The organism is Paenibacillus gorillae (assembly GCF_000513275.1).
GTDB lineage: Bacteria > Bacillota > Bacilli > Paenibacillales > Paenibacillaceae > Pristimantibacillus > Pristimantibacillus gorillae.
Map to the genome: position 1 here is coordinate 113464 of NZ_CBVJ010000093.1, position 25918 is coordinate 139381.

General features: G+C 51.5%; 29 protein-coding genes, 5 tRNA genes and 1 pseudogene. 9 read left to right on the plus strand and 26 right to left on the minus strand.

The genetic code is table 11. The annotated features are described in order from the left end of the window. Window positions 1-91: 91 nt before the first annotated feature. The 11 genes and pseudogenes from TY10_RS16410 to TY10_RS16455 all read right to left on the minus strand — a co-directional run bounded on the left by TY10_RS16410 (window position 92) and on the right by TY10_RS16455 (window position 11534). Complete coding sequence (locus TY10_RS16410; RefSeq protein WP_238327709.1) at window positions 92-934, minus strand: ABC transporter ATP-binding protein; 843 nt, start codon at window positions 932-934, stop codon at window positions 92-94. After that, window positions 840-1070 (minus strand): hypothetical protein, encoded by a 231-nt coding sequence (locus TY10_RS31630; protein WP_238327681.1) that lies wholly within the window; start codon window positions 1068-1070, stop codon window positions 840-842. The genes TY10_RS16410 and TY10_RS31630 overlap by 95 nt, the downstream gene beginning before the upstream one ends. Continuing rightward, entirely contained in the window at window positions 1054-2058 is a 1005-nt protein-coding gene (locus TY10_RS16415) for an ABC transporter ATP-binding protein (RefSeq protein ID WP_042165653.1), read from the minus strand. Before TY10_RS16415 ends, TY10_RS31630 begins: the two co-directional genes overlap by 17 nt. Window positions 2059-2080: 22 nt before the next feature. After that, a complete protein-coding gene (locus TY10_RS16420) occupies window positions 2081-2890 on the minus strand; it encodes an ABC transporter permease (protein WP_042165656.1) in 810 nt (269 codons plus the stop codon). 10 nt (window positions 2891-2900) lie between these two features. Then, window positions 2901-3842: an ABC transporter permease gene (locus tag TY10_RS16425; protein WP_042165659.1), complete on the minus strand. Its 942-nt coding sequence runs from the start codon at window positions 3840-3842 to the stop codon at window positions 2901-2903. A 12-nt stretch (window positions 3843-3854) separates the two neighbouring features. Further along, window positions 3855-5462: an ABC transporter substrate-binding protein gene (locus TY10_RS16430; protein WP_042165662.1), complete on the minus strand. Its 1608-nt coding sequence runs from the start codon at window positions 5460-5462 to the stop codon at window positions 3855-3857. A 30-nt stretch (window positions 5463-5492) separates the two neighbouring features. Beyond that, complete coding sequence (locus TY10_RS16435) at window positions 5493-6251, minus strand: HAD family hydrolase (RefSeq protein WP_042165665.1); 759 nt, start codon at window positions 6249-6251, stop codon at window positions 5493-5495. A gap of 40 nt (window positions 6252-6291) precedes the next feature. Continuing rightward, on the minus strand, window positions 6292-8130 hold the full coding sequence (locus tag TY10_RS16440) for a CocE/NonD family hydrolase (protein ID WP_238327692.1): 1839 nt from the start codon (window positions 8128-8130) through the stop codon (window positions 6292-6294). After that, window positions 8045-9385: an O-acetylhomoserine aminocarboxypropyltransferase/cysteine synthase family protein gene (locus TY10_RS16445; protein ID WP_042165669.1), complete on the minus strand. Its 1341-nt coding sequence runs from the start codon at window positions 9383-9385 to the stop codon at window positions 8045-8047. Before TY10_RS16445 ends, TY10_RS16440 begins: the two co-directional genes overlap by 86 nt. Window positions 9386-9592: 207 nt before the next feature. After that, a pseudogene (locus TY10_RS16450) lies at window positions 9593-10385 on the minus strand (nucleotidyltransferase domain-containing protein). Between the two features lie 27 nt (window positions 10386-10412). Then, window positions 10413-11534: a slipin family protein gene (locus TY10_RS16455; protein ID WP_042165671.1), complete on the minus strand. Its 1122-nt coding sequence runs from the start codon at window positions 11532-11534 to the stop codon at window positions 10413-10415. Between the two features lie 37 nt (window positions 11535-11571). Here TY10_RS16455 and TY10_RS16460 point away from each other — a divergent pair, with 37 nt between their 5' ends. The 3 genes from TY10_RS16460 (at window position 11572) to TY10_RS16470 (ending at window position 14276) form a co-directional block, all read left to right on the plus strand. Then, window positions 11572-11856 (plus strand): hypothetical protein, encoded by a 285-nt coding sequence (locus TY10_RS16460; protein ID WP_155985905.1) that lies wholly within the window; start codon window positions 11572-11574, stop codon window positions 11854-11856. A gap of 289 nt (window positions 11857-12145) precedes the next feature. Then, window positions 12146-13462, plus strand: coding sequence for a helix-turn-helix transcriptional regulator (locus TY10_RS16465; protein ID WP_042165676.1), 1317 nt, complete (start codon window positions 12146-12148; stop codon window positions 13460-13462). Then, on the plus strand, window positions 13437-14276 hold the full coding sequence (locus tag TY10_RS16470; protein WP_042165678.1) for a WYL domain-containing protein: 840 nt from the start codon (window positions 13437-13439) through the stop codon (window positions 14274-14276). Before TY10_RS16465 ends, TY10_RS16470 begins: the two co-directional genes overlap by 26 nt. On the opposite strand, the gene TY10_RS16475 is transcribed toward TY10_RS16470, so the two are convergent. After that, window positions 14266-15162 (minus strand): fumarylacetoacetate hydrolase family protein, encoded by an 897-nt coding sequence (locus tag TY10_RS16475; protein ID WP_042165680.1) that lies wholly within the window; start codon window positions 15160-15162, stop codon window positions 14266-14268. The genes TY10_RS16470 and TY10_RS16475 overlap by 11 nt on opposite strands. 243 nt (window positions 15163-15405) lie before the next feature. On the opposite strand from TY10_RS16475, the gene TY10_RS16480 reads away from it, so the two are divergent. Beyond that, window positions 15406-15873, plus strand: a complete 468-nt coding sequence (locus tag TY10_RS16480) for a GreA/GreB family elongation factor (RefSeq protein ID WP_042165683.1) — start codon at window positions 15406-15408, stop codon at window positions 15871-15873. Beyond that, window positions 15861-15989 (plus strand): hypothetical protein, encoded by a 129-nt coding sequence (locus TY10_RS32095; RefSeq protein WP_272945305.1) that lies wholly within the window; start codon window positions 15861-15863, stop codon window positions 15987-15989. Before TY10_RS16480 ends, TY10_RS32095 begins: the two co-directional genes overlap by 13 nt. Window positions 15990-16720: 731 nt before the next feature. Here TY10_RS32095 and TY10_RS16485 read toward each other — a convergent pair. The 6 genes from TY10_RS16485 to TY10_RS16510 form a co-directional block, all read right to left on the minus strand. Next, window positions 16721-16806 (minus strand) — tRNA-Leu (locus tag TY10_RS16485). A gap of 28 nt (window positions 16807-16834) precedes the next feature. After that, a tRNA-Lys gene (locus TY10_RS16490) sits at window positions 16835-16910 on the minus strand. A 51-nt stretch (window positions 16911-16961) separates the two neighbouring features. Continuing rightward, window positions 16962-17036: transfer RNA gene (locus tag TY10_RS16495), tRNA-Glu, on the minus strand. A 185-nt stretch (window positions 17037-17221) separates the two neighbouring features. Beyond that, window positions 17222-17312: transfer RNA gene (locus TY10_RS16500), tRNA-Ser, on the minus strand. Between the two features lies 1 nt (window position 17313). After that, a tRNA-Asn gene (locus tag TY10_RS16505) sits at window positions 17314-17389 on the minus strand. A gap of 63 nt (window positions 17390-17452) precedes the next feature. After that, window positions 17453-17932 (minus strand): SprT family protein, encoded by a 480-nt coding sequence (locus tag TY10_RS16510; RefSeq protein WP_042165820.1) that lies wholly within the window; start codon window positions 17930-17932, stop codon window positions 17453-17455. Between the two features lie 139 nt (window positions 17933-18071). On the opposite strand from TY10_RS16510, the gene TY10_RS16515 reads away from it, so the two are divergent. Then, on the plus strand, window positions 18072-18425 hold the full coding sequence (locus tag TY10_RS16515) for a hypothetical protein (protein ID WP_042165686.1): 354 nt from the start codon (window positions 18072-18074) through the stop codon (window positions 18423-18425). 73 nt (window positions 18426-18498) lie between these two features. Beyond that, complete coding sequence (gene cmpA / locus TY10_RS30510; protein ID WP_155985907.1) at window positions 18499-18651, plus strand: cortex morphogenetic protein CmpA; 153 nt, start codon at window positions 18499-18501, stop codon at window positions 18649-18651. Window positions 18652-18737: 86 nt separating this feature from the next. Here the strand turns inward: cmpA and TY10_RS16520 are convergent, their stop codons facing one another. From TY10_RS16520 to uptA, 6 genes are all read right to left on the minus strand, one after another. Beyond that, window positions 18738-19385 (minus strand): nitroreductase family protein, encoded by a 648-nt coding sequence (locus tag TY10_RS16520; RefSeq protein ID WP_042165689.1) that lies wholly within the window; start codon window positions 19383-19385, stop codon window positions 18738-18740. 165 nt (window positions 19386-19550) lie between these two features. Beyond that, window positions 19551-20066: an RrF2 family transcriptional regulator gene (locus TY10_RS16525; protein WP_052350588.1), complete on the minus strand. Its 516-nt coding sequence runs from the start codon at window positions 20064-20066 to the stop codon at window positions 19551-19553. 88 nt (window positions 20067-20154) lie between these two features. After that, a complete protein-coding gene (locus TY10_RS16530; protein ID WP_081735317.1) occupies window positions 20155-22440 on the minus strand; it encodes a Tex family protein in 2286 nt (761 codons plus the stop codon). A 26-nt stretch (window positions 22441-22466) separates the two neighbouring features. Continuing rightward, window positions 22467-23105 (minus strand): MBL fold metallo-hydrolase, encoded by a 639-nt coding sequence (locus tag TY10_RS16535; RefSeq protein ID WP_042165694.1) that lies wholly within the window; start codon window positions 23103-23105, stop codon window positions 22467-22469. A gap of 24 nt (window positions 23106-23129) precedes the next feature. Then, complete coding sequence (locus TY10_RS16540) at window positions 23130-23696, minus strand: thioredoxin family protein (RefSeq protein ID WP_042165697.1); 567 nt, start codon at window positions 23694-23696, stop codon at window positions 23130-23132. A gap of 44 nt (window positions 23697-23740) precedes the next feature. After that, window positions 23741-24349, minus strand: a complete 609-nt coding sequence (gene uptA / locus TY10_RS16545; protein ID WP_042165698.1) for an undecaprenyl phosphate transporter UptA — start codon at window positions 24347-24349, stop codon at window positions 23741-23743. Window positions 24350-24496: 147 nt separating this feature from the next. Between uptA and TY10_RS16550 the strand changes: the two genes are divergently transcribed. After that, the gene (locus tag TY10_RS16550; protein ID WP_042165699.1) at window positions 24497-24943 is read left to right on the plus strand and encodes a cupredoxin domain-containing protein; all 447 of its coding nucleotides are present in this window, start codon (window positions 24497-24499) and stop codon (window positions 24941-24943) included. A gap of 62 nt (window positions 24944-25005) precedes the next feature. Next, the gene (locus tag TY10_RS16555; RefSeq protein ID WP_042165700.1) at window positions 25006-25320 is read left to right on the plus strand and encodes a hypothetical protein; all 315 of its coding nucleotides are present in this window, start codon (window positions 25006-25008) and stop codon (window positions 25318-25320) included. Between the two features lie 119 nt (window positions 25321-25439). On the opposite strand, the gene TY10_RS16560 is transcribed toward TY10_RS16555, so the two are convergent. Next, entirely contained in the window at window positions 25440-25625 is a 186-nt protein-coding gene (locus tag TY10_RS16560) for an H-type small acid-soluble spore protein (RefSeq protein ID WP_042165701.1), read from the minus strand. 67 nt (window positions 25626-25692) lie between these two features. Next, window positions 25693-25902: a hypothetical protein gene (locus TY10_RS16565; RefSeq protein WP_042165702.1), complete on the minus strand. Its 210-nt coding sequence runs from the start codon at window positions 25900-25902 to the stop codon at window positions 25693-25695. Between the last annotated feature and the right edge of the window lie 16 nt (window positions 25903-25918).

The window sequence follows — 25918 nt, forward strand, 5'->3', positions numbered from 1 at the left end:
TTCCCCATTATACACCGCCTGTACAAAAGAGGAAAACAAGGCTGAGATTTCCCGGTTAACCGGGAATCTCAGCCTTGTTGGCTCCGTCTATTCAAGCAAGGGAATGCAAATGGCAGCGAACCCAGTGGCCGGGCTCCCGTTCGGCCAGACTCGGCTGCTCGGCCGCGCATCGCTCATGCGCATGCCGACATCTCGTTCGAAATGTGCAGCCGCTCAGCCGCTCAGAGGCGCTAGGGAGTTCCCCCTGCAGTACAATCCGTTCCCGCTTAGTCTGTCTGTTCTCCGTCGGAATCGCTGATACGAGCGCTTGCGCATAGGGATGCAGCGGCCGCTCATACAATTGCTGAACGCCGGCAAGCTCGACAATTTGGCCCAAATACATGACCGCAACCCGGTCGCTCATATAATGAACGACGTTAAGATCATGCGAAATGAATAAATAAGTTAATGAAAGCTCCTGCTGCAGCTCTTTCAGCAAATTCAATATTTGCGCCTGCACCGATACGTCAAGCGCCGATACCGGCTCATCCAGCACGATGAACTCCGGGTTAAGCATCAGCGCCCGGGCAATGCCAACCCGCTGTCTTTGTCCGCCGCTAAGCTGATGCGGAAAGCTATCGGCATGCCAGTCATCTAAACCGATTTTTCGCAGCATCTCTTTAACCAGATGTTTTCTTCCCTTGCTGCCGTCACCCAGACGATTAATAATAAGCGGCTGCTCTAGAATTGTTCCAATCGTATGACTCGGGTTCAGCGAGGTATACGGATCTTGAAACACATATTGTATTTGCTGACGAAGCCGTTTCGCTTCCTTAAGCCGCCCCTCTAGTGACTGGCCTTTAAAATGCAGATTGCCGCCGCTTGGCTCCAGCAGTCTGGCGGCGATCTGACCAACCGTCGATTTGCCGCAGCCGCTTTCGCCGACAAGCCCCAGCGTTTCCCCCCGGCTTAATCGCCAGCGATACGCCGTCTACGGCGCGAACCGTATGCTTGCGGCGCAAAACGCTGCTTCCATATTGCTTGCGAATATCGATTAATTCCATAATCGGCGGCTCAGCTGACGATGGCATCGGCTTGCCCTCCTCTTTCGGCCAGCAGCCAGCATCTTGCCGCATGACCTGGAGATGCTCCGAACAATGGCGGCGCCTCTGTGTAACAATGCTTCACAGCCATTCCGCAGCGGGGCGCGAAACGGCATCCCAAGCTTTGCCTCTCCGCCAGCCCCGGCACGGTGCCGGGAATCGAAAACAGCTTCTCCTGCTTCTTGGACGGCGCAGGGATTGACTGCAGCAGGCCAATCGTATACGGATGACGCGGCTCCTCGAAGATGGCATCGACCGGTCCCTCTTCTATGATCTGTCCAGCATACATGACGGCGATACGATCACACATATCCGCAATGACGCCCAGATCATGCGAGATGAGCATAATAGCCGTATCGTTCTCATCTCGAATCTGCCGCATCAGATCAAGAATTTGCGCCTGAATGGTAACATCCAGCGCCGTTGTCGGTTCATCGGCAATAAGCAAGCCAGGATTGCAGCTGATTGCAATTGCAATCATAATCCGCTGCCGCATGCCGCCAGACAGCTGATAGGGGTATTCCTTCAGCAGCGCTTCCGGGCGGGCCAAGCCAACTTTGCGAAATAGCGCAATAGCCCTTTCCTTTGCCTCCGCACGAGAGCAGCCGGCATGCAGCCGGAACATCTCAGTGACTTGCGCCCCCACGGTCAAGCCGTTATTGAGCGAGCTCATCGGGTCCTGGAACACCATCGCAATCTCGCTTCCCCGGTAACGCCTTATGTCACGAGGCTTCAGGTCATGAAGCGGATACTCTTCCTTGTACCATATCTCACCGCCTGTAATACGCATCGCATTCGGCTGCAGGCCGAGGATGGACAGTGAGAGCACACTTTTGCCGCAGCCGGATTCGCCAACGATGCCAACGGTTTCTCCTTTTCCGACCGAAAGCGATAGACCGTCCAGAACAGCCACGCTTTCCTTGCGTGTACGCTGCAGCTCCAGACGCAGCTCCCGAATATCGAGCAGCGGATTCATAACGTCACCTCCCTCTTCACGGTCATTGCCGGGTATCCCTTAAATCGCGAATACCGTCGCTTAACAGATTAAAGCCAAGCACTGTCACCATAATAAATAGGCCCGGTGCCAGCGTAAACCACGGTGCTTTGCGGATAAAGCTTTGCGCTTCGTTCAGCATGCGCCCCCAGCTGGGATCGGGCGGCTGTACGCCGAGGCCCAAATAGCTGAGCGCAGCTTCAATTAGAATAGCAGCCGAGAAGCTGAGCGCCGCCGTCGTCAGTATCGGCGAAATCATATTCGGCAATATTTGTTTGAAGATAAGATGCAGGTGGCCGGCTCCCAGCCCCTTGGCTGCCTTCACATACTCCGCTTCCTTCTGCTGGAGCACGCCGCTTCGTACGACGCGGGCAAACGACGGGATCGATAAGACACCAATTGCCAGTATCGTTTGCGACATGCTTGGCTTAAAGATGGAAACAAGCAGCAGCGCCAGCAAGATGCCGGGAAAAGCCAGCAACCCGTCGATACCGCGCATGAGCAGCTCATCCAGCCATTTGCCGGTATAGCCCGCTGCCGTCCCGATAATGAAGCCGAATACCAGCCCGATTACCGCCGACAGCAAACCGACCAGAAATGCAGTCTGTGCCCCTACCATAATCCGGCTGAGCACATCACGGCCGAAATTGTCGGTGCCAAGCCAATGTTTGGCGCTGGGCGCCTGCAGCCGTTCGGCAATATTCATTTCATTGGCATCGTACGGCGTATAAAACAAACTGGTCAGCATAACGGCCAGCAGCAGCGCGACGAAGGCTATGCCGAGCAGCAGGCTGAAGCTTGCTTTTTTGTTCATGGCAAAGCCCCTATTTCATTCTGATTTTTGGATCAAGTATCCGGTATGACAGATCGACGACAAAGTTAACAGCCACAACGATGAAAGCGATAAGAAGAATCATCCCCTGTACCAGCGGATAGTCGCGATTGCCAATCGCCGTAATGAGCAGACTGCCGAACCCCGGTAGCGTGAATACCTGCTCCACGACGAGACTGCCAGCCAGCAGCTCGCCAAAGTTAATGCCGACCACAGTAATAACGGGGAGCAGGGCGTTGCGCAGCACATGCCGGAAAAGTACAGAATGATCCTTCAATCCTTTGCTTCGTGCCGTTCTCACATAATCCAGATTCAATTGCTCCAGCAGTGTCGTGCGCAAATAACGGACGACGATTGCAATCTGCGGCACCGCAAGCGCAATGGCTGGCAGCAGCAGCGACTTTAAGGCCAAATATGGATTCTCCGACCATGGCACATAAGTGCTGACCGAAAACCAGCGAAGCACAAGGCCAAATACGAGTATGAGCGCAATCCCCATCCAGAAGGAAGGAATCGCAAGGCCAAGCTGCGTGCCGATAGAGATCATCATATCCGCTGCCTTCCCCTTCGAACGCGCTGCGGCAATGCCCAGCGGCACGGCAACAGCAATTGTAATTGTCAGAGCGAGCAACGCCAAGCTGATCGTGACGGGAAACCGGTCCCCAATCAGCTTCAGCACCGGTTCGGAGAAACGGAGCGATTGCCCGAAATCAAGCGCTGCCGCTCCCCTCAGCCAATCGATAAATTGCTCCGGAAGCGGCCGGTTAATGCCGAGCTTCGCCTCCAGCAGCGCAATTTGCTCATCGGATGCTTCCGTGCCCAATATCGTAAGCGCAGGGTTGCCCGGTATGATCCGAAAAGCCGCAAAGGTTAGCGTCACGACAAAAAACACCGTCAACAGAAGCGTTAGCAGCCTCCGCACAAAGTAATTCATCCTCGCTTCCCTTTAATTCGTAAAGTAAACGGTCGACAGGTCCTGTACATAGAGCGGATATTGCTTATAGCCGGCCAGCTTTTTATTAATCGCGACATTCAGATTCGGGTCCATAATGTATACAGCCGCCGCATCCTGAGCCAGTATCGTTTGCGCTTTTTTGTACAGTGCTACGCGCTTAGCATCATCGACCTCGGCAACCGCCGACTGCAGCGTGCTGTCGAACTCCGTGCTTTTATAATTGAAAAAGTTGTTTGGCGAGTCGGATAAATATTTATTCAAAATCTGATATGGATCAAGCTTGCCGTCCAAGCCGATAATGGTCAGGTCATAATCTCTTCCTTTATAAATGCGTTCCAGCCACACGGCCCATTCGACCGGCTCGATTTTCACCTTAACGCCGATTTTCCCCAGCTGCTGTGCAATAACTTGAGCGGTGTCGACGTGGAACTGATAATTGGAAGGAACGGATAATGTCGTCTCAAAGCCATCCTTGAATCCCGCTTCGGCAAGCAGACTCTTCGCCTTCTCGATGTCCGTTGCATACGTATCCTCCAGTCCCTCCTGATAGTACTTCGCTAGTACAGGACTTAGATTGGACCCAAGCTTCGTTCCTTTGCCCAGCGCAACCCCGGCAATAATCTCATCGACATTAACGGCATAATTGATCGCCTGGCGGACTTTAATATCGTTGAATGGCTTCCGGTCAATATTGAAGGTTACGAGCTGCACCAGATTTTGCGGCGCGCTTACCGCCTGGAAATCATCGCCGAGCTCCTCCAGCTTCTCTGTACCGATTCGCGGATAGATGTCCACCTCTCCAGATTTCAAAGCGAGCAGCGACGCTTCCGGGTCGGTAATGATGCGGAATTCAACCTTGTCGAGTACGGGAACGCCCTTTACGTAGTAATCCGCGAATTTCTCCACACTAATCCGTTGACCCGGCAAATACTCCTTGAATTTGAACGGCCCGGTACCAATCGGGTTCTTATTGCTGTCCTCATAGCCATTAGGAATAACAGCTGCCGTAAGGGAGGTCAGGAACGAGGTATTGTTTTCCTTTAACTTAATAATTACGGTCGAGGCATCAGGTGCTTCGATGGACTCCACGCTGTTGAATGCAGGAGATAGAGGCTTGCCCGTCGCGGTTCCTGCCAGACGGTCATATGAGAACTTCACATCTTCTGCTGTCACTGCATTGCCGTTATGAAACTTCACGCCGGAGCGCAGCTTGAACGTATAAACACGTCCGTCCGGCGACACCTCGTACGATTCTGCGATTGCCGGATACAGCTCGCCTTTTTCATTAGGCTTGAGCAGTCCTTCAAACACATTGAATAATACTTCCTGCGTACCCGCCGCTACAGCCAGATGAGGGTCGAGATAGTCCAAATCCTGCGGAATCGATACGACGACGCTGCCGCCCTCAACTTTACCGCCCTCCGCTTTGTTCTCCTCCTGTTTCGGCTCCGCAGTTGCACTCGGAGCCGCTGTCTCTTTCCCGCTGCTGTTATTCTTATTGCCGTTTCCGCCGCTGTTGCTGCTGCCGCATGCGGCCGTTACGAGCGAAAGCAATACAATGATAGTTACCAATAAATAATGACGTTTGTTGTTCAACATGTTTCTATCCCCTTCAATAATAGGTTTGAATTAAGTTTCGAAGTGAAGACTGCTGATTGTACGACTGGTAACCGCACTCTCTCCCTGCTGCCGAAGCAGTCGAAGCAATGCAGGAAGCTCCTGAATAGACGAAATAAGCCGGTCATATTGCAGTTCCTCGACTCCCAGTCTCCCGAACCGGTTAATTAAGTAACAGTCCATTCCTGCCTTTGCACTGCCCACCACATCGTCATAATAATTGTCGCCGACGTAGACGCATTGCTCCGGACTGACACCTGCCCTCTCCATGGCAAACGTAAAAATTCGTTCATCCGGCTTCTCCAGCTCCACCTCGGAGGAGACGATGAGTTCATCGAAATAATGGATGAGCCCATTGGCTTCCAGAACGCTTTTGCAGCCCGCATCCCAATTGCTGATTAGGCCGATGCCATACCCCTGATTCTTCAATGCATCGAATACGTTCCGGACGAATGGAAACGCACGCCATGTCAGCTCGTCTTCCTCCTTCTGCAGCTCATGCAGTCTTGCAGCCTGTGTATGAAGATCGAACCGGACTTGGAGCGTATAGTTCAACACGCCAATATACCAGGGGTAAAAGGTATGCAGCCCCCTGCCCAGCGCTCCCGGATATTGCCGCATGAACAGCTTGTCGGTTACATGATAGGCTGCTTCTATCTCTTCCAGTGATTTATTAATTCCCTCTTCCAATAGAAACTGCTGATAGAGCGGCTCCCGATTCTGATAGACGAGCGTATAGCCTAAGTCGAACCAAATAAACGTTTTCTGCATGTTTGCCTCCTGCTGCTCTTACTATTGCCCCATTTACTTGCTAACGCTGAACGACGGGCAGCCACACTTTAGATGGACGTGCTTTATCGTGATAGATCGTTTGTGTCGCCGTCACAAAGTCCGCCTCGGTCGCCTGACCAGGGTTGACCAGTTTATTGGGATTACGGTCAAAGGTCGGGAACAAGGAGCTGGTCACATCCAGTCGTATAGCATGCCCGGGCTTAAAAGCGTAGGCTGTAGGACCAAGCGAGAAGGCATACGTGATGACTTCTCCTGGCGGCACCGCCTCCCGCCTGTCTAGGCCATAGCGATAACTCGCGCGAATAATGCCCTCCGCGATATTGTAGGCTCTGCCGTCGGGGTAAACGTCAACAAGCTTGGCGACAAAATCGGTATCCTCTGCGCTGGTCGCTGCGTACAGCTCGATCGTAACTTCCCCTGCTATGATTAGCTCCCGCTCCAGCTTTGCCGATGTATACACGAGCACATCGTTGCGAATTTCGACGGGCAGCTGGTTTTTCGGCCCCATCGGGGTTAAATCAGGAACGGCGCCCGACCGCCCTCCCAAAGCTGGTACCGCAATCGACGGATGATACACATAGACGTCCGGTAGCTCAGCGGCGGGCGCTGTCAAGCTTAGCACGCCGTCCCCATTAATAGAGTTGGCCCGTTCCGAGCTGCGCAAATAGTAAGGCGTCACTTTCGTTCCGGGAACCGGCCAGCTCTCTGACGTCCGCCAGCGATTGCTGCCCATCTCGAAATATTGAACTGCTGGCTGCTGCTCAAAACGATTGCTGCGTATCCCTTTCAGCCAGTAATCGAACCATTCGAGCTGCAGCGCGTCAATCCGGTTGGATGCTTCCTCTCCGAAATCCAGCTCGCCGACATATCGCGACCAAGGCATATGGAACCATGGCTCAATTAGCAAATATTGATGGCCTCTGGCAACAGCCGTACCGCCATGCTGACGGACACCATTGAAATTATCGATCGTACCGTCGACGAAAATGTCATACCAGCCCCCGATATGGAGGGCCGGAACTTGAACCCGCTCGTATTGCTCGCGAAGCGACAGCTTCGTCCAATAGGCATCGCGGGTCGGATGATCGAACCATTCGAAATAATAGGGCGCCGTCTCCTTTACGGCATCTGGCATAGCGGTCAATGGCAGCTTGCGGTAGACGCTATGTATTCCGGCGTAATGCGCGCCAAGCTCCGCTGCCCAATCCAACCGGTTGCGCCTAAGCGCCGTGTCCTGCACAGCGAACAATACCCAGGATTGCGAAAGCGCTAATGCAAAGGCTCCATTCCGGTAAGCTTTGCCCTGATAGGCATCGGAGCCGATCATGCCGGGCGCGATGCATGTCAGATGGGGCGGACGGTTGACTGCCGCCTGCCATTGGACCGCTCCGACATAAGAGAAGCCGTACATGCCGACCTTCGGCAAAGCGTTAGGAAGGGCAGCCGCCCATTCCACTGTGTCATAGCCGTCATCCGCTTCCTTCTCATAGGGCTGGAAATCTCCTTCCGAGCGCCATCTGCCCCTAGTATCCTGAATAACGACGATATACCCTTGCCTTGCATACCAGGAGGGATGCGCATAGTTCATCGTCTGCGCATCCGCTTTGTTGTAAGGCGTCCGCATAAGGAGAACCGGGTATGGCCCTCCTTCCTTGGGGTGGTAAATATCCGCCAGCAGCCTGATTCCGTCCCGCATCGTTACCGGTACATCAAGCTCTTGCTCTATTTCCAGCCATTGTGCTCGTTCCGGCATTCTTTCATTCCCGCCTCCTTTAACCTGCTGCGCCCGCTGAATTGACAACGCCGTCCGCAGCCCCGGACTGCGCTGCTGCTTGTATCGCCTGCTCCAGATCGTCAATCAAATCTCCCGGATCTTCAATCCCGATCGACAAGCGGATCAAATCCGGTCCGACGCCCGTCTGCAGCAGCACCTCAGGCGACAGCTGCGCATGCGTTGTACTGGCCGGATGGATAACGAGCGACTTGGCATCAGCCACGTTGGCAAGATGAGAGAACAGCTGCAAATGGTTGATGAATATGTTAGCCGCCTCATATCCGCCTTTTAACCCAAATGTGAAAATTGATCCCGGCCCCTTCGGATAATACCGCTGCGACAGCTCGTAATAAGGACTGTCCGGGAGCCCAGGATAATTGACCCAAGCGACTTCGGGATGACCGTTCAAGTAATCAACAATCTGCTTCGTATTGCTGATATGCTTCTCGACCCGCAAGGAAAGTGTTTCTAGCCCCTGCAGCAGCAGAAATCCATTAAACGGACTAAGCGATGCGCCGATATCACGCAAATATTGAATGCGAGCCTTTGTAATATAGGCCAGCTCTCCGAATTTCTCGACATACTTCAAGCCGTTATAGCTTCTGTCCGGATTCGTGAAGCCGGGGAACTTGCCGTTCTCCCAATCGAAGCGGCCGCCATCGACGATAAGTCCGCCGATCGTCGTACCGTGCCCGCCAATATACTTCGTTGCGGAGTGAACGACAATGTCGGCGCCGTACTCGAATGGCCGGATCAAATAGGGCGAACCGAACGTATTATCGACAATAAGCGGAATGTCATGCTCATGAGCGATGTCGGCAATGGCTTGAATATCAGGGATGTTCAAGCCCGGATTGCCGATCGACTCGATGAACAGCGCCTTCGTTTTTTCCTTGATCGCCTTGCGGAAGTTTTCCGGGTCGTCCGGATTGACGAAGGTCGTATGGATGCCCAGCTTCGGCAGTGTGACGTCAAACAGATTGTAGGTTCCTCCATAAAGCGTTGAGGCAGACACCACCTCATCACCCGCTTCGGCGATATTGATAATCGAGAAAGTTACGGCTGCTGAACCGGAAGATACAGCTAATGCGCCAACTCCTCCTTCCAGCGCTGCGATCCGCTGCTCCAGCACTTCATTAGTCGGATTGCCAATGCGGGAGTACGTATTGCCGGCTTCATCGAAGTTGATGACCGCCTGCGCATGATCCGTACTCTTGAAGACGAAGGAGGTGCTTTGATAGATCGGCACCGCCCGCGCACCGGTTGTCGGATCTGCCGTCTGTCCTCCGTGCACCTGCAGCGTATCGAATTTCCATTCTTTTTTTCCCTGCTCTCCCATGTCTCCACCCCATCCTTTTCCCTTGAAAAATAAAAAGGAGACTGACGGAATTCCATACGGAATCCGATCAGTCTCCAGTGTTCTGGTGAACTGCTTCGCAATGATAGTTTGTGTGATCACTATAATAACCAATTAATCCTAGCGGATATATATGATTAGTGTAACGATTGTTTGATTGGCTGTCAATCCTTTTATTGGCAGGCCGTTTCAATCCGTCTGCCACGCTTCAGTCAACAATTGGCGGAAGAGAATGTCCAGCTCTTGTTCGGTATCCTCATGAACTGCCGGTGCCTCTGAAGCCGCTTGCCCGAAATAACGAATCCGTTCCTCCAAATAATCATTTATCGCTTTCAATGGCAGGCCGCTGTCCAATTCCTCTCCTGCGCGCTTTCGCTCCAACAGCCCTCTTACCTCCATGCCAACCTCACTGTCTGGAGGCATAATCTCCTTCATCAGCTCCTGGAATGCAATCGGCGGCATTTCATTGCGCTTCTCGATCCATTCGCAAGCTAATATCGGCCGAAGCACGTAAAAATACTTTTTCAACCGAACCCGGTCTCCCTGCAAATAATCACGATAATTGCCTCTCGCCATATTTAAATAATGGTACATGCATGATTTTTGGGGAAAAAGCGAGCGGCGACAAGCTTCGTAACGCCTCCGCTGCTGAACCGGTTTCCTTGTAAACCGTAGGCGATTGCAGCCACTCCAGCAGCGGCGGATTCGACTTGCGGAACAGCCGGAGCGCTTTTCGCAAATCCCAGCCGGTAATATCAAGCATGTTGCTGATCGGCCGCTCGATCACATCCCGCTTTTCCGTAATGGACAAATACCACTCTACAGGACGAATGTAGAGGAAACGGGCATCATAGTCACTGTCCCGGGAAGGAAAACCCCAAGCTCTGCTGCCCGATTCGCAGGCATATACGATCCGGACGCCTTCCTCCCCTTCTATCCGCGCCAGTTCATCCTGAATTAAGCTAGTATAATCTTTCTCCATCGCCTATCTCCCCCTTCTCTACGAAATCTATTCGATAGACTTGGCCTGTCTGCCGCCTCCCAGCAGCTGATTCAACTGCTCCAGCAGATTGCCGCCGCCGGTTAGCGAGACACTGCCGACGTTGTCACTGATTTTTTCCAAAAACTCAAGCTCCTTCAACCGGAACAGGGTCGCATTCTCATCCATCAGCTTCGCCGTATTGAGCAAGCTGCGGGTAGATGCTGTCTCCTCACGGCGGGTAATCAGGTTGGCCTGCGCTTTCTTCTCAGCGAGCAGCACCGTATTCATAATTTCCCGAACCTCTCCGGGCAAAATAATATCCTTAACACCCGCGGAGCAAAACTCGACGCCATACTCTTCGCCCTTCTGCTCTAGTCTCTCCAGCACGAACGTCCCGATCTCCTGCTTTGTGCGCAGCAGCTCATCGAGCTTAAGCATACCGACATATTCCCGCAATACAAGCTGAAGCTGGATGTAGAGCTGGTCCTCGAACCCTTTGATTTCCAGTGCTTTGAGCGGATTTACGACCTTATACTGACAGACGAAATTGAGCCGCAGCGTCACTTTATCCTCTGTCATCATTTCCTGACCAATCTGATCCAGCTGCTGGCGGCGCGTATCGATCGTTTGAACCGCTGTCGATACCGGCCCCTTCCAGAACCGGTATTTGCCCGGCCCCAGCTCCCGCTGCAGAACATTGTCGTAGAACAGGTAGCCAATCTCCCGGTCGGCAATCTCATGCGTATGATAGAGGCCGGCGAGCTTCTTGAGAACGGCTGCACTCAGCTTAGCCGGAAGCTCCGGCTGCCGGATATCGAAATGGACAAAGGTATGCTGCTTCAGACCTTTCCAGAAGGCGTGCTTGCCGGAGCTCATCAGTATGCTCCTGCAATGCCCGTCCTCGTTATGCAGCACATATTCATCATCTTGCACATCGACGATAACCAGCTCCTCAAGCAGAAGGCTGTCATGGAGAAACAGTTCCAGCTCCTTGCCTGGCACCTCGAAAGGTCTTGCAAGCTCCAGCACTTCAACGGAATAGCCGGACCAAGGCAGAAACCGGTAGTTCCCCGGTGTAAGCAGACGAACATAGCTGCCCTTCTTGAACAGCAGCCCTCTTTGATCGTTTTGAATCGTCCAGTGGTTCATATGTATATCCTCCTTATTTATTGCTGTCGCAATAAAGTTGATTACGGTTGTTGCGATTGACCGCACCGCTCCCGCTTCCTCGGCGGAATCCGGCTTAAGAATGACGTTCGTGCCAATACGGCTGCTCTTTGCCGCCTTACATCCAAGCCTTGCTTTCTTTGGGCTTGCTAGTATGGCAGATCAGAACGACAATTGGTTGGCGCAGCAGCCATTCGGTATCCGCGGGTTGCATAGCCGGGCTGCGGTGCAGCTGTCTAAGCCTGCTGAGCAGCGCTGCCAATCGCTGATTAGTTGGAAAATGCTCAATATTCATCACCAATGAATCGCTTAAATTGCGAGCGGGGATTCGAACCCCTCAGCGAGAATGCTTTGCTCCTGGACAGCACGCCTTGCGCGGATACCGCGCCGGCACTGCGGGACTATTCCTGAGGAATGAAATCCCTGCCCGGGTCCGGGCCAGCTCCTCTCTCGCTTTCCCTATTATTGCGCCTGAGCGCCATGCAGAACATGGTAAAAGTATGACGACTCTGCCTTTTTTCATAAAAAATCACTTCGCCCTCTCTACTCTTGCTACAATAGAGTTTAATGATGGACTGGGAGGGAACGGCAGATTGGCAAGGGAAAGCTTTGATAAAGAGATCCAGTTTCTGCGCATGCTTGCTTTAACGAGCGGCGCTTACAGCCGGCAGCAGTTTGCCGACCGGCTCGGCATTTCTGTACATACCTTCGATAAAACGATGCGCCGCTTGAAGGAAATTGCGGAGACGGCGGGACAGCTGCCCAAAGAGGAGCAAAGCCTCCCCTTGGCTGAGCTGCTTCGCACCGGCTATTATGAATCCGCTGATCCGGTGCTGCTGTTTCTGTTCCGCTCCAAATCGGTCAAGGAATCCGAAAGCATACGGCTGTCGCAGATCATTATTGCATTGCAGGGAATAGCTTTAACGGCAGCTGAAGTGCTTCAGCAATGCTGTGACGGTATGCCTGAGGACATGGCTATGCCCGATGAGAAAACAATCCGCAGCGACCTCAAATATTTGGAGGAAACCGGAGTTATCCGCAAAACGCAAGGCTCGCGTCCTCAGCGCTATACAGCCGATAATCGTTTTATAACAGAGCTGTCGGATGAAGAGTTAGGCGATCTATATGCTTTTATAGATGTCATGGCGAATACGCAAATTCCATCCGTACAAGGCTATCTGCTCCGGGACAGCTTGAAAAAAACGCTGAAGCAGCGCGCGGTTGCAGAAAGCTCCTTCTTCTATAAATACCATTACCCTTCTCGCATCTTGGACGAAGCACATCTCTATCCGATTCTGAAAGCGATTCGCGATCGGAAACGGCTGAGCTTCCTGTACTTCACGCCAAAAGCTCAGCAAAGCTACGGCTCCAAAAATACGAATCCGCTATTCGAGCGCGAATCGGAAGGGCGTCAGCACACGGCTTTGCCGCTGCGTGTCACATACGATCATCAGTATGGGCGCTGGTATATGCTTTGTCATAGCGGCCGTCAAGGAATCGTCATTTACCGGATGGAAGGTTTAACACAGCTGCAGGAAAGTGATGCCGTAGAGGAAACGGAATTTGAACAAAAGCTGCAAGCTTTGCAGCAGAAAATTCGCTTCAGCTGGCTCGTCGACACCGGCAGAACAGTGAAAGTAAAGGCGAGATTTTACAATCCGGAAGGCTCTGCCGCGAATTTCGTTCGGGACCGGGTACGGCTGCAAGGACAATGGGGAATGATTACGGAGGAAAGCGATCAGACTTTCATCTATGAGATTGCCGTTAACGGCACGATGGAGATTAAGCCTTGGCTGCGGAGCTTTGGCTCCAGCTGCGAGGTGCTTGAGCCCCGCTCATTAAGACAGGAGTTCATTGAAGAATGGAAGGAGCTGGCCGCCGGCTATGAGCCTGTTCGAGAAAATCTATAACTACCAAATGATAGCGCGGCTAGAGGATGCCGGGGCGATTGCGGTTACGGCGCAAGAACGTGAATGGCTGTCTGATATGCTGCGCCGGCCGGAGTCCGAGCATGCTTTTTCCCCGTCTACACTAGTCAAGCTTCGAGCTCTTGCAGCCGTGGATGATAGCATAGACATTGCGTTCGACGAGAACGAGCATGGGAGTGCACCGGAAGCGGAAGAAATTTTAGAAAAAGCAGCTAGTCAGACGGTCCAGCTTTATCACCCGCTGCTGCGGCCGCTTCGTGAAGCTTTGACACGCAAAACTGGCCTTCAACTGACCTATGCGGTCAAAGACGGCTCCGTCCGCGAGCGCCAGCACGGTTATCCGTATAAGCTTGAGTATTCTATGGTCAAACGGGAGTGGTATTTGCTCTGGTTCCATTTGCGTAATCGTTCCGTGATGACAACGAAGCTGCAGAACATTGCAGAGGTGGCGGCAGCCCCTATTCCAGCCCTGCAAGCCAAAGCCGCGAAAAAAAGGATGACCGCCTACTATGCCTCAAAGCAGCAGCAGGCGGTCATCCAAATCATGCCTCACTTTAACCGGGAGCTGTCCCGCATTTTATATGCGTTCTCCTGCTTCGATAAAGAGGTGAGCTATGAGGAATCTACTGATACGTACCGGATTACGCTCATTTATTTAAGCGATGAGAGCGATTTTGTGCTGTCCCGTATCCGTTTTCTAGGCAAACGAATTCTCGTTACGGAAGGTGACTATCTGCGAAAACGTATGTACGAAACGGCCCATAAGTCGCTGATGCGATATGGCGTTACTCCGTAACCATCCGGTTCGTCAAAGCGCCAAGACGCTCGATCTCAATCGTCACTACGTCTCCATGCTGCAGGTACACCTGATCCTCCGGCGGATAGCCAAGCACAACCCCTTCAGGCGTACCGGTCAAAATAACATCCCCCGGCTCAAGCGTCATGCACTGGGAAATGTAGCTGACGATTTCTTCGCAGTTAAAAATCATGTCCGAGGTGTTCGAGTTTTGGCGCAGCTCGCCGTTCACTTTGCAGCTGATTGCCAGATCATTCGGATTTTCAACTTCATCTTTCGTTACGAGATACGGGCCAAGCGGCGCGAATTTATCGCAGGACTTGCCGGCCAGCCACTGGCTTGTCCGGGTTTGCAGATCCCGGGCCGACAAATCATTGGCCGTACAATAGCCGAATACATAATCAAGGGCTTCTTCCTTGCTTACATATTTAGCCGTCTTGCCAATAACGATGGCGAGCTCCGCTTCATAATCGATCTTATCACTGCTGCGGGGCAAAGGCACTTCCTCTCCATGCGCTGCCAGTGCATTGGCGAACTTATTGAATAGAATCGGATAGGCCGGAATCGGCATATTCGTCTCCTCAGCGTGCCTGCGGTAATTCAGGCCGATGCATATGATTTTGCCCGGATTCGGTACGCATGGTCCCAGGATTAAACCTGCCTCTTCCTTCAATAACGTGCGATCCCCTTCGGCCTGATTAATGAGCAGCTGCAAAGATGCCAGTGCCGCGTCTCCCCCGTCAAACAACTGCTGCAGCGTCAAAGGGACTGCTCCCCCGGAGCCTACCGCTATTTTCCCCGCAGCTGCCTCTATATCCAGCACTCCTGAAGCTGTACGTATGCCTAGACGAAGGCCTTCCGCTTCCTTATAGGTCAACAAATCCATCTTGATCTCCTCCTTTTCTTCTATTGTGACGGTTCGGTTTCAACCGTGCAACTTTTTCCGCTCCGGTGATAAAGCGCTTTCACTGGCTCTTATGGGCAATCTATGTTAGAGTAGCATCAAGACCTCTTAACCAAGGGGTCTTTTATTACGATTAGGAGGAGATCAGAGTGACTGCTATGGCAACAACAACCGCAAGCAAACCCGTACAGCACAATTTTGTTCGGACCGGAGGTGAAATCTACTATGAACCTTAGTATTCCGGAGTCCGGCTTGAAATCTCGGCTCGTCCGTCAGCTCGTCGTATTAGGCGAAGAAAAGAAAAAGTTTCTCGATAACTATTTTCCGGTTTACGGCAAAAAAAGAAATGAGATGAACAGCTACCTTTCCAACTATACGAGGGCGGTGGAAAAACTGCTCGAGTCTGCTGAAGACAATGAGGAAATCTTAAATAACGTTGTCCTCATCGGCAGCCAAATTACAATATCCTATATATCGGAACAATCGGAGCAATCGGAATCATTCACGATCGATTTTCCTAACAAAGCAAACGCAGAATATAATCGCATCTCGTTTCTGTCGCCTGTCGGCTATCCACTGCTGCTGACTGAGCCTGGCGATGTCGTAACCGTCGAGACCCCAGCGGGCGTTGTCCGCATACGTGTCGAGTCAATACGCCTCACCCCGGAAGCGAGAGGAGCGTGGATCGCATAAAGCATAAAAACACTAAATCGTATTGGTTCTTCAAATGGCTCTCCGTCGCATCCAGCGTCGCCATTGTCATTACGATGGTGTGGCTGGTTATGAAGTATACGTTAACAAGTTCCTAAAAGACGAAAAAAGGAAGAGCGCTTAGATAAGCGTCTTCCTTTTTTTAATGGATGTGTGATGCCGTAATGGCGTGTAAATGCCGGATGAGCTGGGGCCGACACCGGGGCTAGGGCTGAGGTCAGTGACAGGCACGAACCTGCTTTCTTCAAGCCTGATCAGCCATTGATAAGCATGATATGCATCCTCCCTGCTTGGCAGTTGCATATAGCGAAGCTAGTTCGTTCTTTAGCGAACCAATTTTCGCTGGGCGGCTAAGTTGGGGATCACCTTCACCCTACAGCGAAGTAAATTTCGCTACTCGAGAAACTATGTTCACGGAAAGCGAAAATTACTTCGCTACATCAATTTACGAGCAGCCGTTCTGCCGGCTGCAACGAAAACAGGTTCGCTATATAGCGAACCTGCTTCGTTAACATTGCATCGTTATCGAAGTATAATAAAATTTATTCTCAGCCTCGGGAGGCCTCATGAAAAAATCAAAAGTTGTCGTCATTGGTCTTGCGGCCGTTATTGTAGTAATTATAGCCGGTGTAGCGGCATTAGCGAACTTGCTTAGTAAAGTATAATAATCATCCTTTTACCTGGCCTGCCCGATATCTTTTATTCGAAGTCTTGCTAGAAAGAATCGGCACGTTGAAAAAAGAAAGACTCTAATCCCCTCATACCAGTTAAAGTAAGTATGTAAGCATAAGAAAAACCCTTGCGCCGCAAGGGTTTAATTGTTAGGTTATGGTGCGGTAGAGAGGACTCGAACCTCCACGGGCGTACGCCCACTACCCCCTCAAGATAGCGTGTCTGCCATTCCACCACTACCGCACATATAGGGGAAAACCTTTTAAAGAAATGGTGAGCCATGAAGGACTCGAACCTTCGACACCCTGATTAAAAGTCAGGTGCTCTACCAACTGAGCTAATGGCTCTCATGATTGTAAAACGAACTCTTGAGAGCTGCTTCACTTACATTGAGGAAATGGTGACCCGTAGGGGATTCGAACCCCTGTTACCTCCGTGAAAGGGAGGTGTCTTAACCCCTTGACCAACGGGCCTTAATTCAATTACTTATCTTTCAGACGACATTCGTTATTGTAACACTTCAACCGCTTCAGTACAAGCATTTTTTTTCGATTTCTTCAATCCATTTCTTGGATCGATTCATCCCATGCTTATTTGAGGCGTAAAAAAAAGACCAGCTGTTGAACGGCCTTTCCGTCACAATCACTTAGAAAAAATATGGCGGAGAGAGAGGGATTCGAACCCTCGCACCACTTACGCAGTCTAACCCCTTAGCAGAGGGTCCCCTTGAGCCACTTGGGTATCTCTCCATGGCTCCCCGAACAGGACTCGAACCTGTGACAACTCGATTAACAGTCGAGTGCTCTACCAACTGAGCTATCAGGGAATATGTGCTAATTTTTTATTTCGTTTGCCGTCGTGTATCTCAGCGGCGACAAGTAATAATATATCACGGCTTCTCCACTAGGTCAAGCGTTTTTAAAAATAATTTTCCGCGACATTTACCGCAGGCATAACGAGCCGGATCTAGCCTTCTCCGGCGCAGGTATTCCATGCCGCAATTACTGCATACCAGCTTGTACCGAAACGGCGCAGGCTTGCGTTCCGCCCGCTCAGGAAGCGACTTGCAATAACGCGAACCGCCCACATGGGCAAGCAGCTGTTTGAAATCCTGATCGCGATGCTGATAGCCTCTCTTCATAATATGAAGATGATAGTGGCATAGCTCGTGCTTAATGATTTTCTCCGTTTCCTCTTGCCCGAAGTTTTCGAGCTGATGAGGACTAATCTCAATATTATGCGATTTCGTAAAATAACGGCCGCCTGTTGCCTTTAGCCTGCCGTTGAACGTTGCCTTGTGCTTAAAGGGCCGGCCAAAGCTTTCCAGCGACACCCGCTCTACCCAGAGCTGCAGCGTTTGATCATTCATTAATAATGTCATCGTATTCTCCCCCACTACTTGAATTTTAAAGCGTTCATACGCTACACTTCAAGTAGCAATTATATCGATCGGCGATTTGCCGCGCGAATACGCGTCATGGATCGAACCGAGGGGAGCTTATTTTCAGATGCCAACTATGCGCTATGTAATCATGAAGGACAAAGAAAACCTGTTTTTCGTCGAAATGCCGGAAACTCACGCTTATCAATTAAGCGCGCTAAACCTGCGCCTTCATAAAGAAATCGATAAACTTACGGCTGACCGCGTGCCGCAGCTGCCTTACGCTGTCGCAGAGTGCGATAACGTCGAGCTTCACGACGACTCACTGGCGATAATCTCCGGTCTAGACTACATTAATCAATTAGAGCGGGACTTTGCCAGCGTAAAGGAATCCGCCTACCCGCTAATCGCCCTGCTGACTGAAATCCGGGCGCTTCAAGCACAGCTTGAGCAATGGTACGAAGAAGAAGAGCTGATCTAGGACCTGCACGGATATCCGCCCTCCTCCATATGGTAGTAATACATCAAGTTAGGCCGGGAGGAGGACGATCCGTATGCCGCAATGGCTATGCAACCAAATGATGCGCGCCTTTCTTAAAAAAGACCGCAGACAGATCAAGCTGTTAAATGAATGCTGGTATTTCTACCGCAACAGACAAAGTCCTAAAGGTGAAGAAGACAGCTCCGAGCTGACTACGCTTCATTAATAGCGATACAAGATACTTATAGCCTGTTATACAAAAAAAACCCGCTGCCGGACTTGGCTAGCGGGTTTTTGCCGGATATGCCGGATTTAAATTTTGTTCCAGAACGTGATGTCTTCGATAGGCAGACGCGAAGTCAAACGGCCCTCAGTCGCTGCTTTGCCGATCGGAATCAGAATCGTTGGCGCGTAGCGGTCCGGAATGTTGAAGAACTCCTTCAGCTTCTGACGATCATAACCGCCCATAGGAACCGTGTCATAGCCTTTCGATTTGGCAACGAGCATAATTTGCATAGCGACAAGACCTGCGTCGAATACCGTTACCTCGTGCAGACGCTCCTTCGGAATCGATGTATACAGCTTAACCGAGTTTTCGGTAAATTGCTTCGCGAATTCCTCCGTCATATGACCCGCTTCAACGGCGAGGTTATTGATTTTCTCCACATTTTTATACAACTCCAAATCACCAAGCAGAACAATAACAGCCGAAGAGTCAACAATTTGCTGCTGGTTGTTGGCAATTGGCAGCAGTTGTTTCTTCAGCTCTTGATCCGTTACAACGAGGAAACGCCATGATTGCGTATTCGAGGACGATGGCGATTTAGTTGCCAGCTTCAAAATTTCTTCGATTTCTTCTTTCGCGATTTTGAATTCCGGATCGTAATGGCGAACGGAATGACGGCCTTCCAATACTTCTAAAAAGGCTTGATTTACTTGCGTTTCTGTTTGAGTGCTCATTATGGAATCCCTCCAAATTTTATCTGTGCCACATATTGCTCAGTTTAGCGTAAAAAAATCATTGCTTACTGTGTAAATTTCCTCACAGTTTAAACCGAAGCAACTGTTACTAATTTAACAACAGTATAAATCGCCATTTCTCTTCTGTCAATCGGGTAAAAATAACTATACTCCCAGCGCCGGACTTGCCGTTTCTTCCTGGTTCAAGTGCTTCAGCGCGCATACACGATCTGCGAGCTGCAGAAGGGTCGTCTGCTGCAGCGTTTCAACCGTTTTACGCTCCACCTCATCGGTAATTTCAACGAAGGCTTGTTTCATTTCTTGTCCAAACTCATGTACGCCTGTCGTATCCAGCATCCCGCTGCAAAGCGGATCCCCGACCTTAAGCGCGAGATAGACATCAGCCAGCGTAATCGCCTCAGGCAAACGATTTAAGCGATAACCGCCGTCACGCCCCTCTCTCGTCTCCAGCAGCCCTTCACGGGCCAGCTTCGCGAGTACGCGCCGCAGCATCGTAGCCTCCGACTTCAAATACCCTGCGAGCTCATTACTGGAGCAAGCCTGCTGCTTGCGCGACAATACAACCATAGCTTGCAGCGACAAGCCGAACCATTTGTGATTGGGCGATACGACGCATTTGCCCGCTTTATCCGTTTTACTATCCGGTTGCATAAAATGCATCCTCTCCTTCCCTTAAAGGATATTAGAGGGTTCTATACTCATTATAAAGGGCCTGCCTTTTGACAGGCAAGCCCAGTAGATTGCTATTTTAATTTTGCTTGCGCATCGTCAAGCCTACGCGGCCCTTTTTCAAATCGACGTTCAGTACCCACACAGTTACCGTATCACCGACAGAGACGACATCCATCGGATGCTTGATAAACTTGTCGCTCATTTGCGAAATGTGGACGAGTCCATCATTTTTAATGCCAATGTCGATAAAAGCGCCGAAATCGATGACGTTGCGGACCGTGCCATGCAGCTCCATCCCCGGCGTCAAATCTTCAATGTTCAGCACATCGGTATGGAAAATCGGGGCAGGCAGCTCCTCCCGCGGATCACGTCCCGGACGGAGCAAGCTGTCGATGATGTCTTTGAGCGTCGGAACGCCGACGCCAAGCGCCGAAGCCACAGCATCCGGCTGAACAGCCCCAAGCTTCTCCTTCAGTTCGTCTGACCCGATCTGCTTCGGCTTAACGCCTAGCTCGGCAAACAGCTTGTCTACGACGTCGTACGATTCCGGGTGAATCGGCGTCCGGTCGAGCGGATTAGCCGCTTCCGGTATACGCAGAAAGCCGATGCACTGCTCGTACGACTTCGCACCCAGCCGCGGCACCTTCTGCAGCTGTCCGCGCTTCGCAAACCGGCCGTTTTCCTCCCGGTACTTGACGATATTACGGGCAATCGTCGTATTGATGCCGGCTACGTATGAAAGCAGCGAGGCCGACGCCGTATTCACGTCTACACCAACATGGTTAACCGCAGACTCTACAACGCCGCCAAGACTCTCATCCAGCCGCTTCTGGCTCACGTCATGCTGGTATTGCCCGACGCCAATGGCCTTCGGCTCAATCTTCACAAGCTCCGCCAGCGGGTCCTGCAGCCTCCTCGCAATAGATACCGCGCTGCGTTCCGCGACATCCAGATCCGGAAATTCCTCAGCAGCCAGCTTCGATGCCGAATACACACTTGCTCCGGCCTCGCTGACGATAATATATTTCAGCTCGCCGCTGCCGGCTTGTCCGGCTTCTTTCCGCTTGCCGATGAGGGAAGCGATAAATTGCTCGGTTTCACGCGAAGCCGTGCCGTTCCCGATGACAATCAATTCGACTTTATACTTGTCGATTAGCCCATTAATCAACAGCTCGGCCTCTCTGACCTTGTTATTCGGCGGCGTCGGATAGGATACGGCAACTTCAAGCAGTTTGCCGGTATCGTCAATGACCGCCAGCTTGCAGCCCGTACGGAAGGCCGGATCAACGCCAAGGACGATATTGCCGCGTACAGGCGGCTGCAGCAGCAGATTTCGCAGATTTTCCGAGAAGATCGAAATCGCATGCTCCTCTGCTTTTTCAGTCAACTCGCCTCGAACCTCGCGCTCAATCGACGGTGCAATAAGTCGCTTATACGCATCCTCGGTAACCGCAACGAGAACATCGCGTACGGCTGCGGCCGTATAGTTTCGCAGTATTTTACGCTGCATGTAATCATGGATACGTTCCGCCTGAATTGCAAACGACACCCGCAGTATATCCTCACGCTCGCCCCGGTTAATAGCCAGCACGCGATGCGGAGGCAGCTTGCGAATCGGTTCTTCATAGCTGTAATACATTTCGTAGACCGACTCGACATCTTTGTTCTTCGCAGCGGTCTGGATCAAGCCCTGATCGAACGTGTGCTTGCGGACCCAGGCTCGAATTACGGCCTCGTCGGCTATATTCTCGGCCAAGATGTCCATTGCGCCTTGAAGCGCATCCTCAGCGCTTGAAACACCTTTATCTGCGTCTATGTAACGTTTAGCTTCTGCAAGCGGCTCGCCCTGCTTCGGCTGTGACCAGAGCCAATCGGCAAGCGGTTCCAGACCGCGTTCCTTGGCTACACTGGCACGCGTCTTCCGCTTTTGCCGGTAAGGCCGGTACAAGTCCTCAATCTCTTGAAGCTTAACCGAAGCCTCGATGGAAGCCCGCAGCGCTTCCGTCAGCTTGCCCTGCTCGTCAATAAGCCGGATGACCTCGCGCTTGCGCTCCTCCAGGTTACGCAAATACTGCAGCCGCTCCTCTATTGAGCGCAGCTCGTTCTCATCCAGCTCCCCGGTCATTTCCTTCCGGTAACGGGCGATAAACGGTATTGTATTGCCTTCGTCCAGCAGCGATACTGCCGCTTTCACTTTTGTTAACGGAATGGAGAGGGAGGAAGCCATCCCTTTTATAATGCGTTCATTCTCGGCTGCAATCTGCTCCGCCGTACGTACCGTCTTGCCCGAGGCTTCCTCTGCAGCAACCTCGTTCTGCTTTGCCGTCGTTCCTGCCAAATGTGATGCACCGTCCCTCTTCATTCATATATTCTAGTCCTTATGGCTGCCTATGGCCGCACATACGGATTGTTTGCCTTCTCAAAGCCAATCGCCGTCTTCGGCCCATGTCCCGAATAGACGGTCACGTCATCCGGCAGCGCATATAGCTTCACTCGAATCGAATCAAATAAATCACGTTCCCGGCCTCCCGGCAAGTCGGTGCGTCCCACTGACGAGCGGAACAATACATCTCCGGAAAATAAATCCTTTCCGTTCAGGAAGCTGACGCTGCCTGGAGAATGACCCGGTGTATGCATAACCTGAAAAGACTCGCCGATCAGCTTCAGCGTCATGCCTTCATCCAGCGCATATTCCGCTGGCTCTGTTGTCAATGGAGGGGTCGCGTCCGGCCAGCGCGCTGAGCCGTTTTTCTTCGGATCCGTCAGCCAGTCCGCCTCCAGATCATGAATATAGACAGGGCAACCCGCTGCAGCCCGAACTTCGGCCACGCCTCCCATATGATCGAAATGGGCATGCGTCAGCAAGATCGCCTCAATCTCAACATTAGCGATCCGCTCCAGCAGCTTTTTCGGATTCATACCGGGATCGATAATAATGCCGCGCTCCCTGCCGCTGTCTTCCTCTTTGTTCGTCAATAAGTAACAATTCGTCTGCAACGGTCCCAGTACGAAAGATTCAATTCGCATCGATAATCAGGCTCCTATCCGATATTAGAACGACTCAATAAGAGAACGCAGCTCTTTAATAATTAATGCCTGATATTCTGTTCCCTCGCCGTAACGGCGCATAATTTCTTGGCGCGTCTCTGCGAGATTCGCTTGATAGTCTGCCGCTTCGCGGTCCGGGTTCGCTTGCTTGAACGCGACCATCGGCTCTTGGATATAAACCGGGCGCGGCCCCCATTGACCGAGGACATTGCCTTGCGGATCTGCGAAAATAACGACTGGTACAGAGCGTCCGCCCATCGTCAAATATTGATCCATCGTATCCAGATGCTCTTCCATGATGAGCACTTCTACCGGCAAGCTGCCTGCTTCCAGCGCTTTGAATACAACCGGAATGTTGCGCACAACATCACCGCACCAGTCCGCCATTAGAATATGAACGCGCAAGTCATCACGCTTCTGAAGCGATTCAAAGAAAGCACGGTCTTCATCATTTGTCCAGACGAATTTGTCGGACCAGCCGAGAAAGGCCTCCTGGTTTTTAGTCATTCCATCGATAAACTGCTGTGGGCTGATGCCTTTATTTTGTTTTTCCGCTATGCTCTTAGTCACGTGAATCATCCTTCCTGATATGCAAAATTTATTTCGTCCTTCAATTATACCGATTTACCCCGTGAACGCATAATCTTGAAGATGACATACACGATCAATAATGCGAGTGCAATCAGAATCGCCGGCTGCACATACTTGCCTGCCACCTCATCAATTGTCTCCCATTGATCACCGAGCTTCATTCCCAAATATACGAATAGAAGCGACCATGGCAGCGAAGCAGCCGCTGTAAGTCCCGTAAACAGCCAGAAAGGCATTTTTGCCATGCCGGCCGGAATGGAGATGACTTGACGCATAACGGGAACGAAACGGGCCGTAAAGACGATGCCGGAGCCATACTTATTGAACCAGCTCTCAGCCAGGTCCACATGCTTCGGCTTTATTTTAATATACTTACCGTATTTCTCGACAATAGGACGTCCGCCAAAGCGGCCGATCGCGTACAAAATCCAGTTCTGGCCAACGGCTCCAATCGTACCGAATATCACTGCCCCTATGTACGAAATGTCTCCTTTGGATACCAGATAACCGCCAAAGCCCAACACGATCTCACTCGGTATAACTTCAAGCATAAGTCCAATCAAAATACCAAAATAGCCAAGACTCTCGATCCATAACAACAGGTCATGCAGCACGCCAGAAATCCATTCCATCAATCCGTTCATCCGCCTCTCTATCGTTTGTTTCCCGCCTGTATTCTACCATATTCACGCAAAGACAGCCATCGCCTGCAAGTCATGTACAGACAAGCCCCTGCATAGACTAGCAGAAAATCGATTTCCAAGAGGTGGTTGCAGGATATGTCTAAAGTACTGTTTGTCCAAAAAAAGCATTTGAAATGGTTCGCATTCGTCGCATTAATCTTGATTCTCGCCATGGCGTTCTGGAGCTGGGACCGTTCCAAGGCAGCAAGCGGCCATACTTCCGAGCCCCGTCCTATTGAGCTTGTAACCGTTGAATTCAAAACGACCGGAAAGGACGGGAAAGAGCAAGAGGTATATAGATGGGATCCCGGTACGATCATCGTACAAAAAGGAGAATCGATTGAGCTGCGCATCAACGGTTTTCAAGGAAACAGCCATCCCTTCGTTATCGAAGGACTGGGCGTAAAGGGCGAAGTGAAAAAGGGACAAACGACCGTCGTCCGCTTTACCGCCGACCGCGAGGGTACCTATCCGATTATATGTCTGTCCCACACCGATATGCGTCACAGCGGGCCGATGGTGGGCTATATTGTCGTCGATTAGCATGGCTGTGACCTTCCCCTAGTCTATCGCATACATATGGGTAGAGAGGAGTCGGTCAACTAATGAAGCCATCCGCCCAAAAGCATGCCTCCAATCTTCCTACCGCGCGTAAAATACGCCGTGCTTGCAGCAATGAGCTGTACCGAACCGCAAAACGACTCAAGCTGTGGGTATCTAAGGACAAAATGGAGCAAGCCGAAGCCCTGTATTATAAAAAGGTTATCTTGAATTTAATGTGGATCGCTGAGCATGAGAGCAATCGTAAAGTGCTTGCGGATTGGTGGGACGAGAACGTCAGCGCCGAAATCGCGGAGCTGTGGGACGTCGATCCGGTCCGTCTGCGGCAGGCGTTCCGTGAAGCTTTCGGCGGGATGTAGATGTATTGAATGGCTCAGGCAAACCGATAGCGGTACGAAAAAAAGGCTGTATCCGGCACTAGGTCTCTGCTTCAAGCAAGCAGATAGACCCTTGCGGATACAGCCTTCTTTTGTCCAAATCAGGCCTCTTCTTTCAGCCTGTCTACAGACACAGTGTGCGTATTGAGCGGGTCGGAGCCCACTTGTACGGTAGCCATGCCGTTGGCCTCATCAACGCTTTCGATCCAAACCGGCTTTTCGCCGTCCAGCTGTACGCCGATTGTTTGCTCAGACTCGTAAATTTGCTTCGCTCTCGTTGCTTCCATGATGAATATTCACCCTTCTTTCTTACACGAATAAGAATGGACTTGATAGACTTGAGCAGGCAATAGACTACTCTTCTGCAGTTACGCTATCTGGATTCTTCCGCTCCAAATCCATCGTGTCAGTCGTCGACTCTTCGATCAGCCCGTTATGCATGGTCACCTGACCGCCGCCAAGCCCCTCGTTCACCATTCTGTCGATATCCATGAAGTAATCGTTGCGTCCTTCATGGCAGCCATCCCCTGTACATTCCTCAGCCGCGTTCTTCTCGTCTGCCATTTGCTTTGCCTCCTCC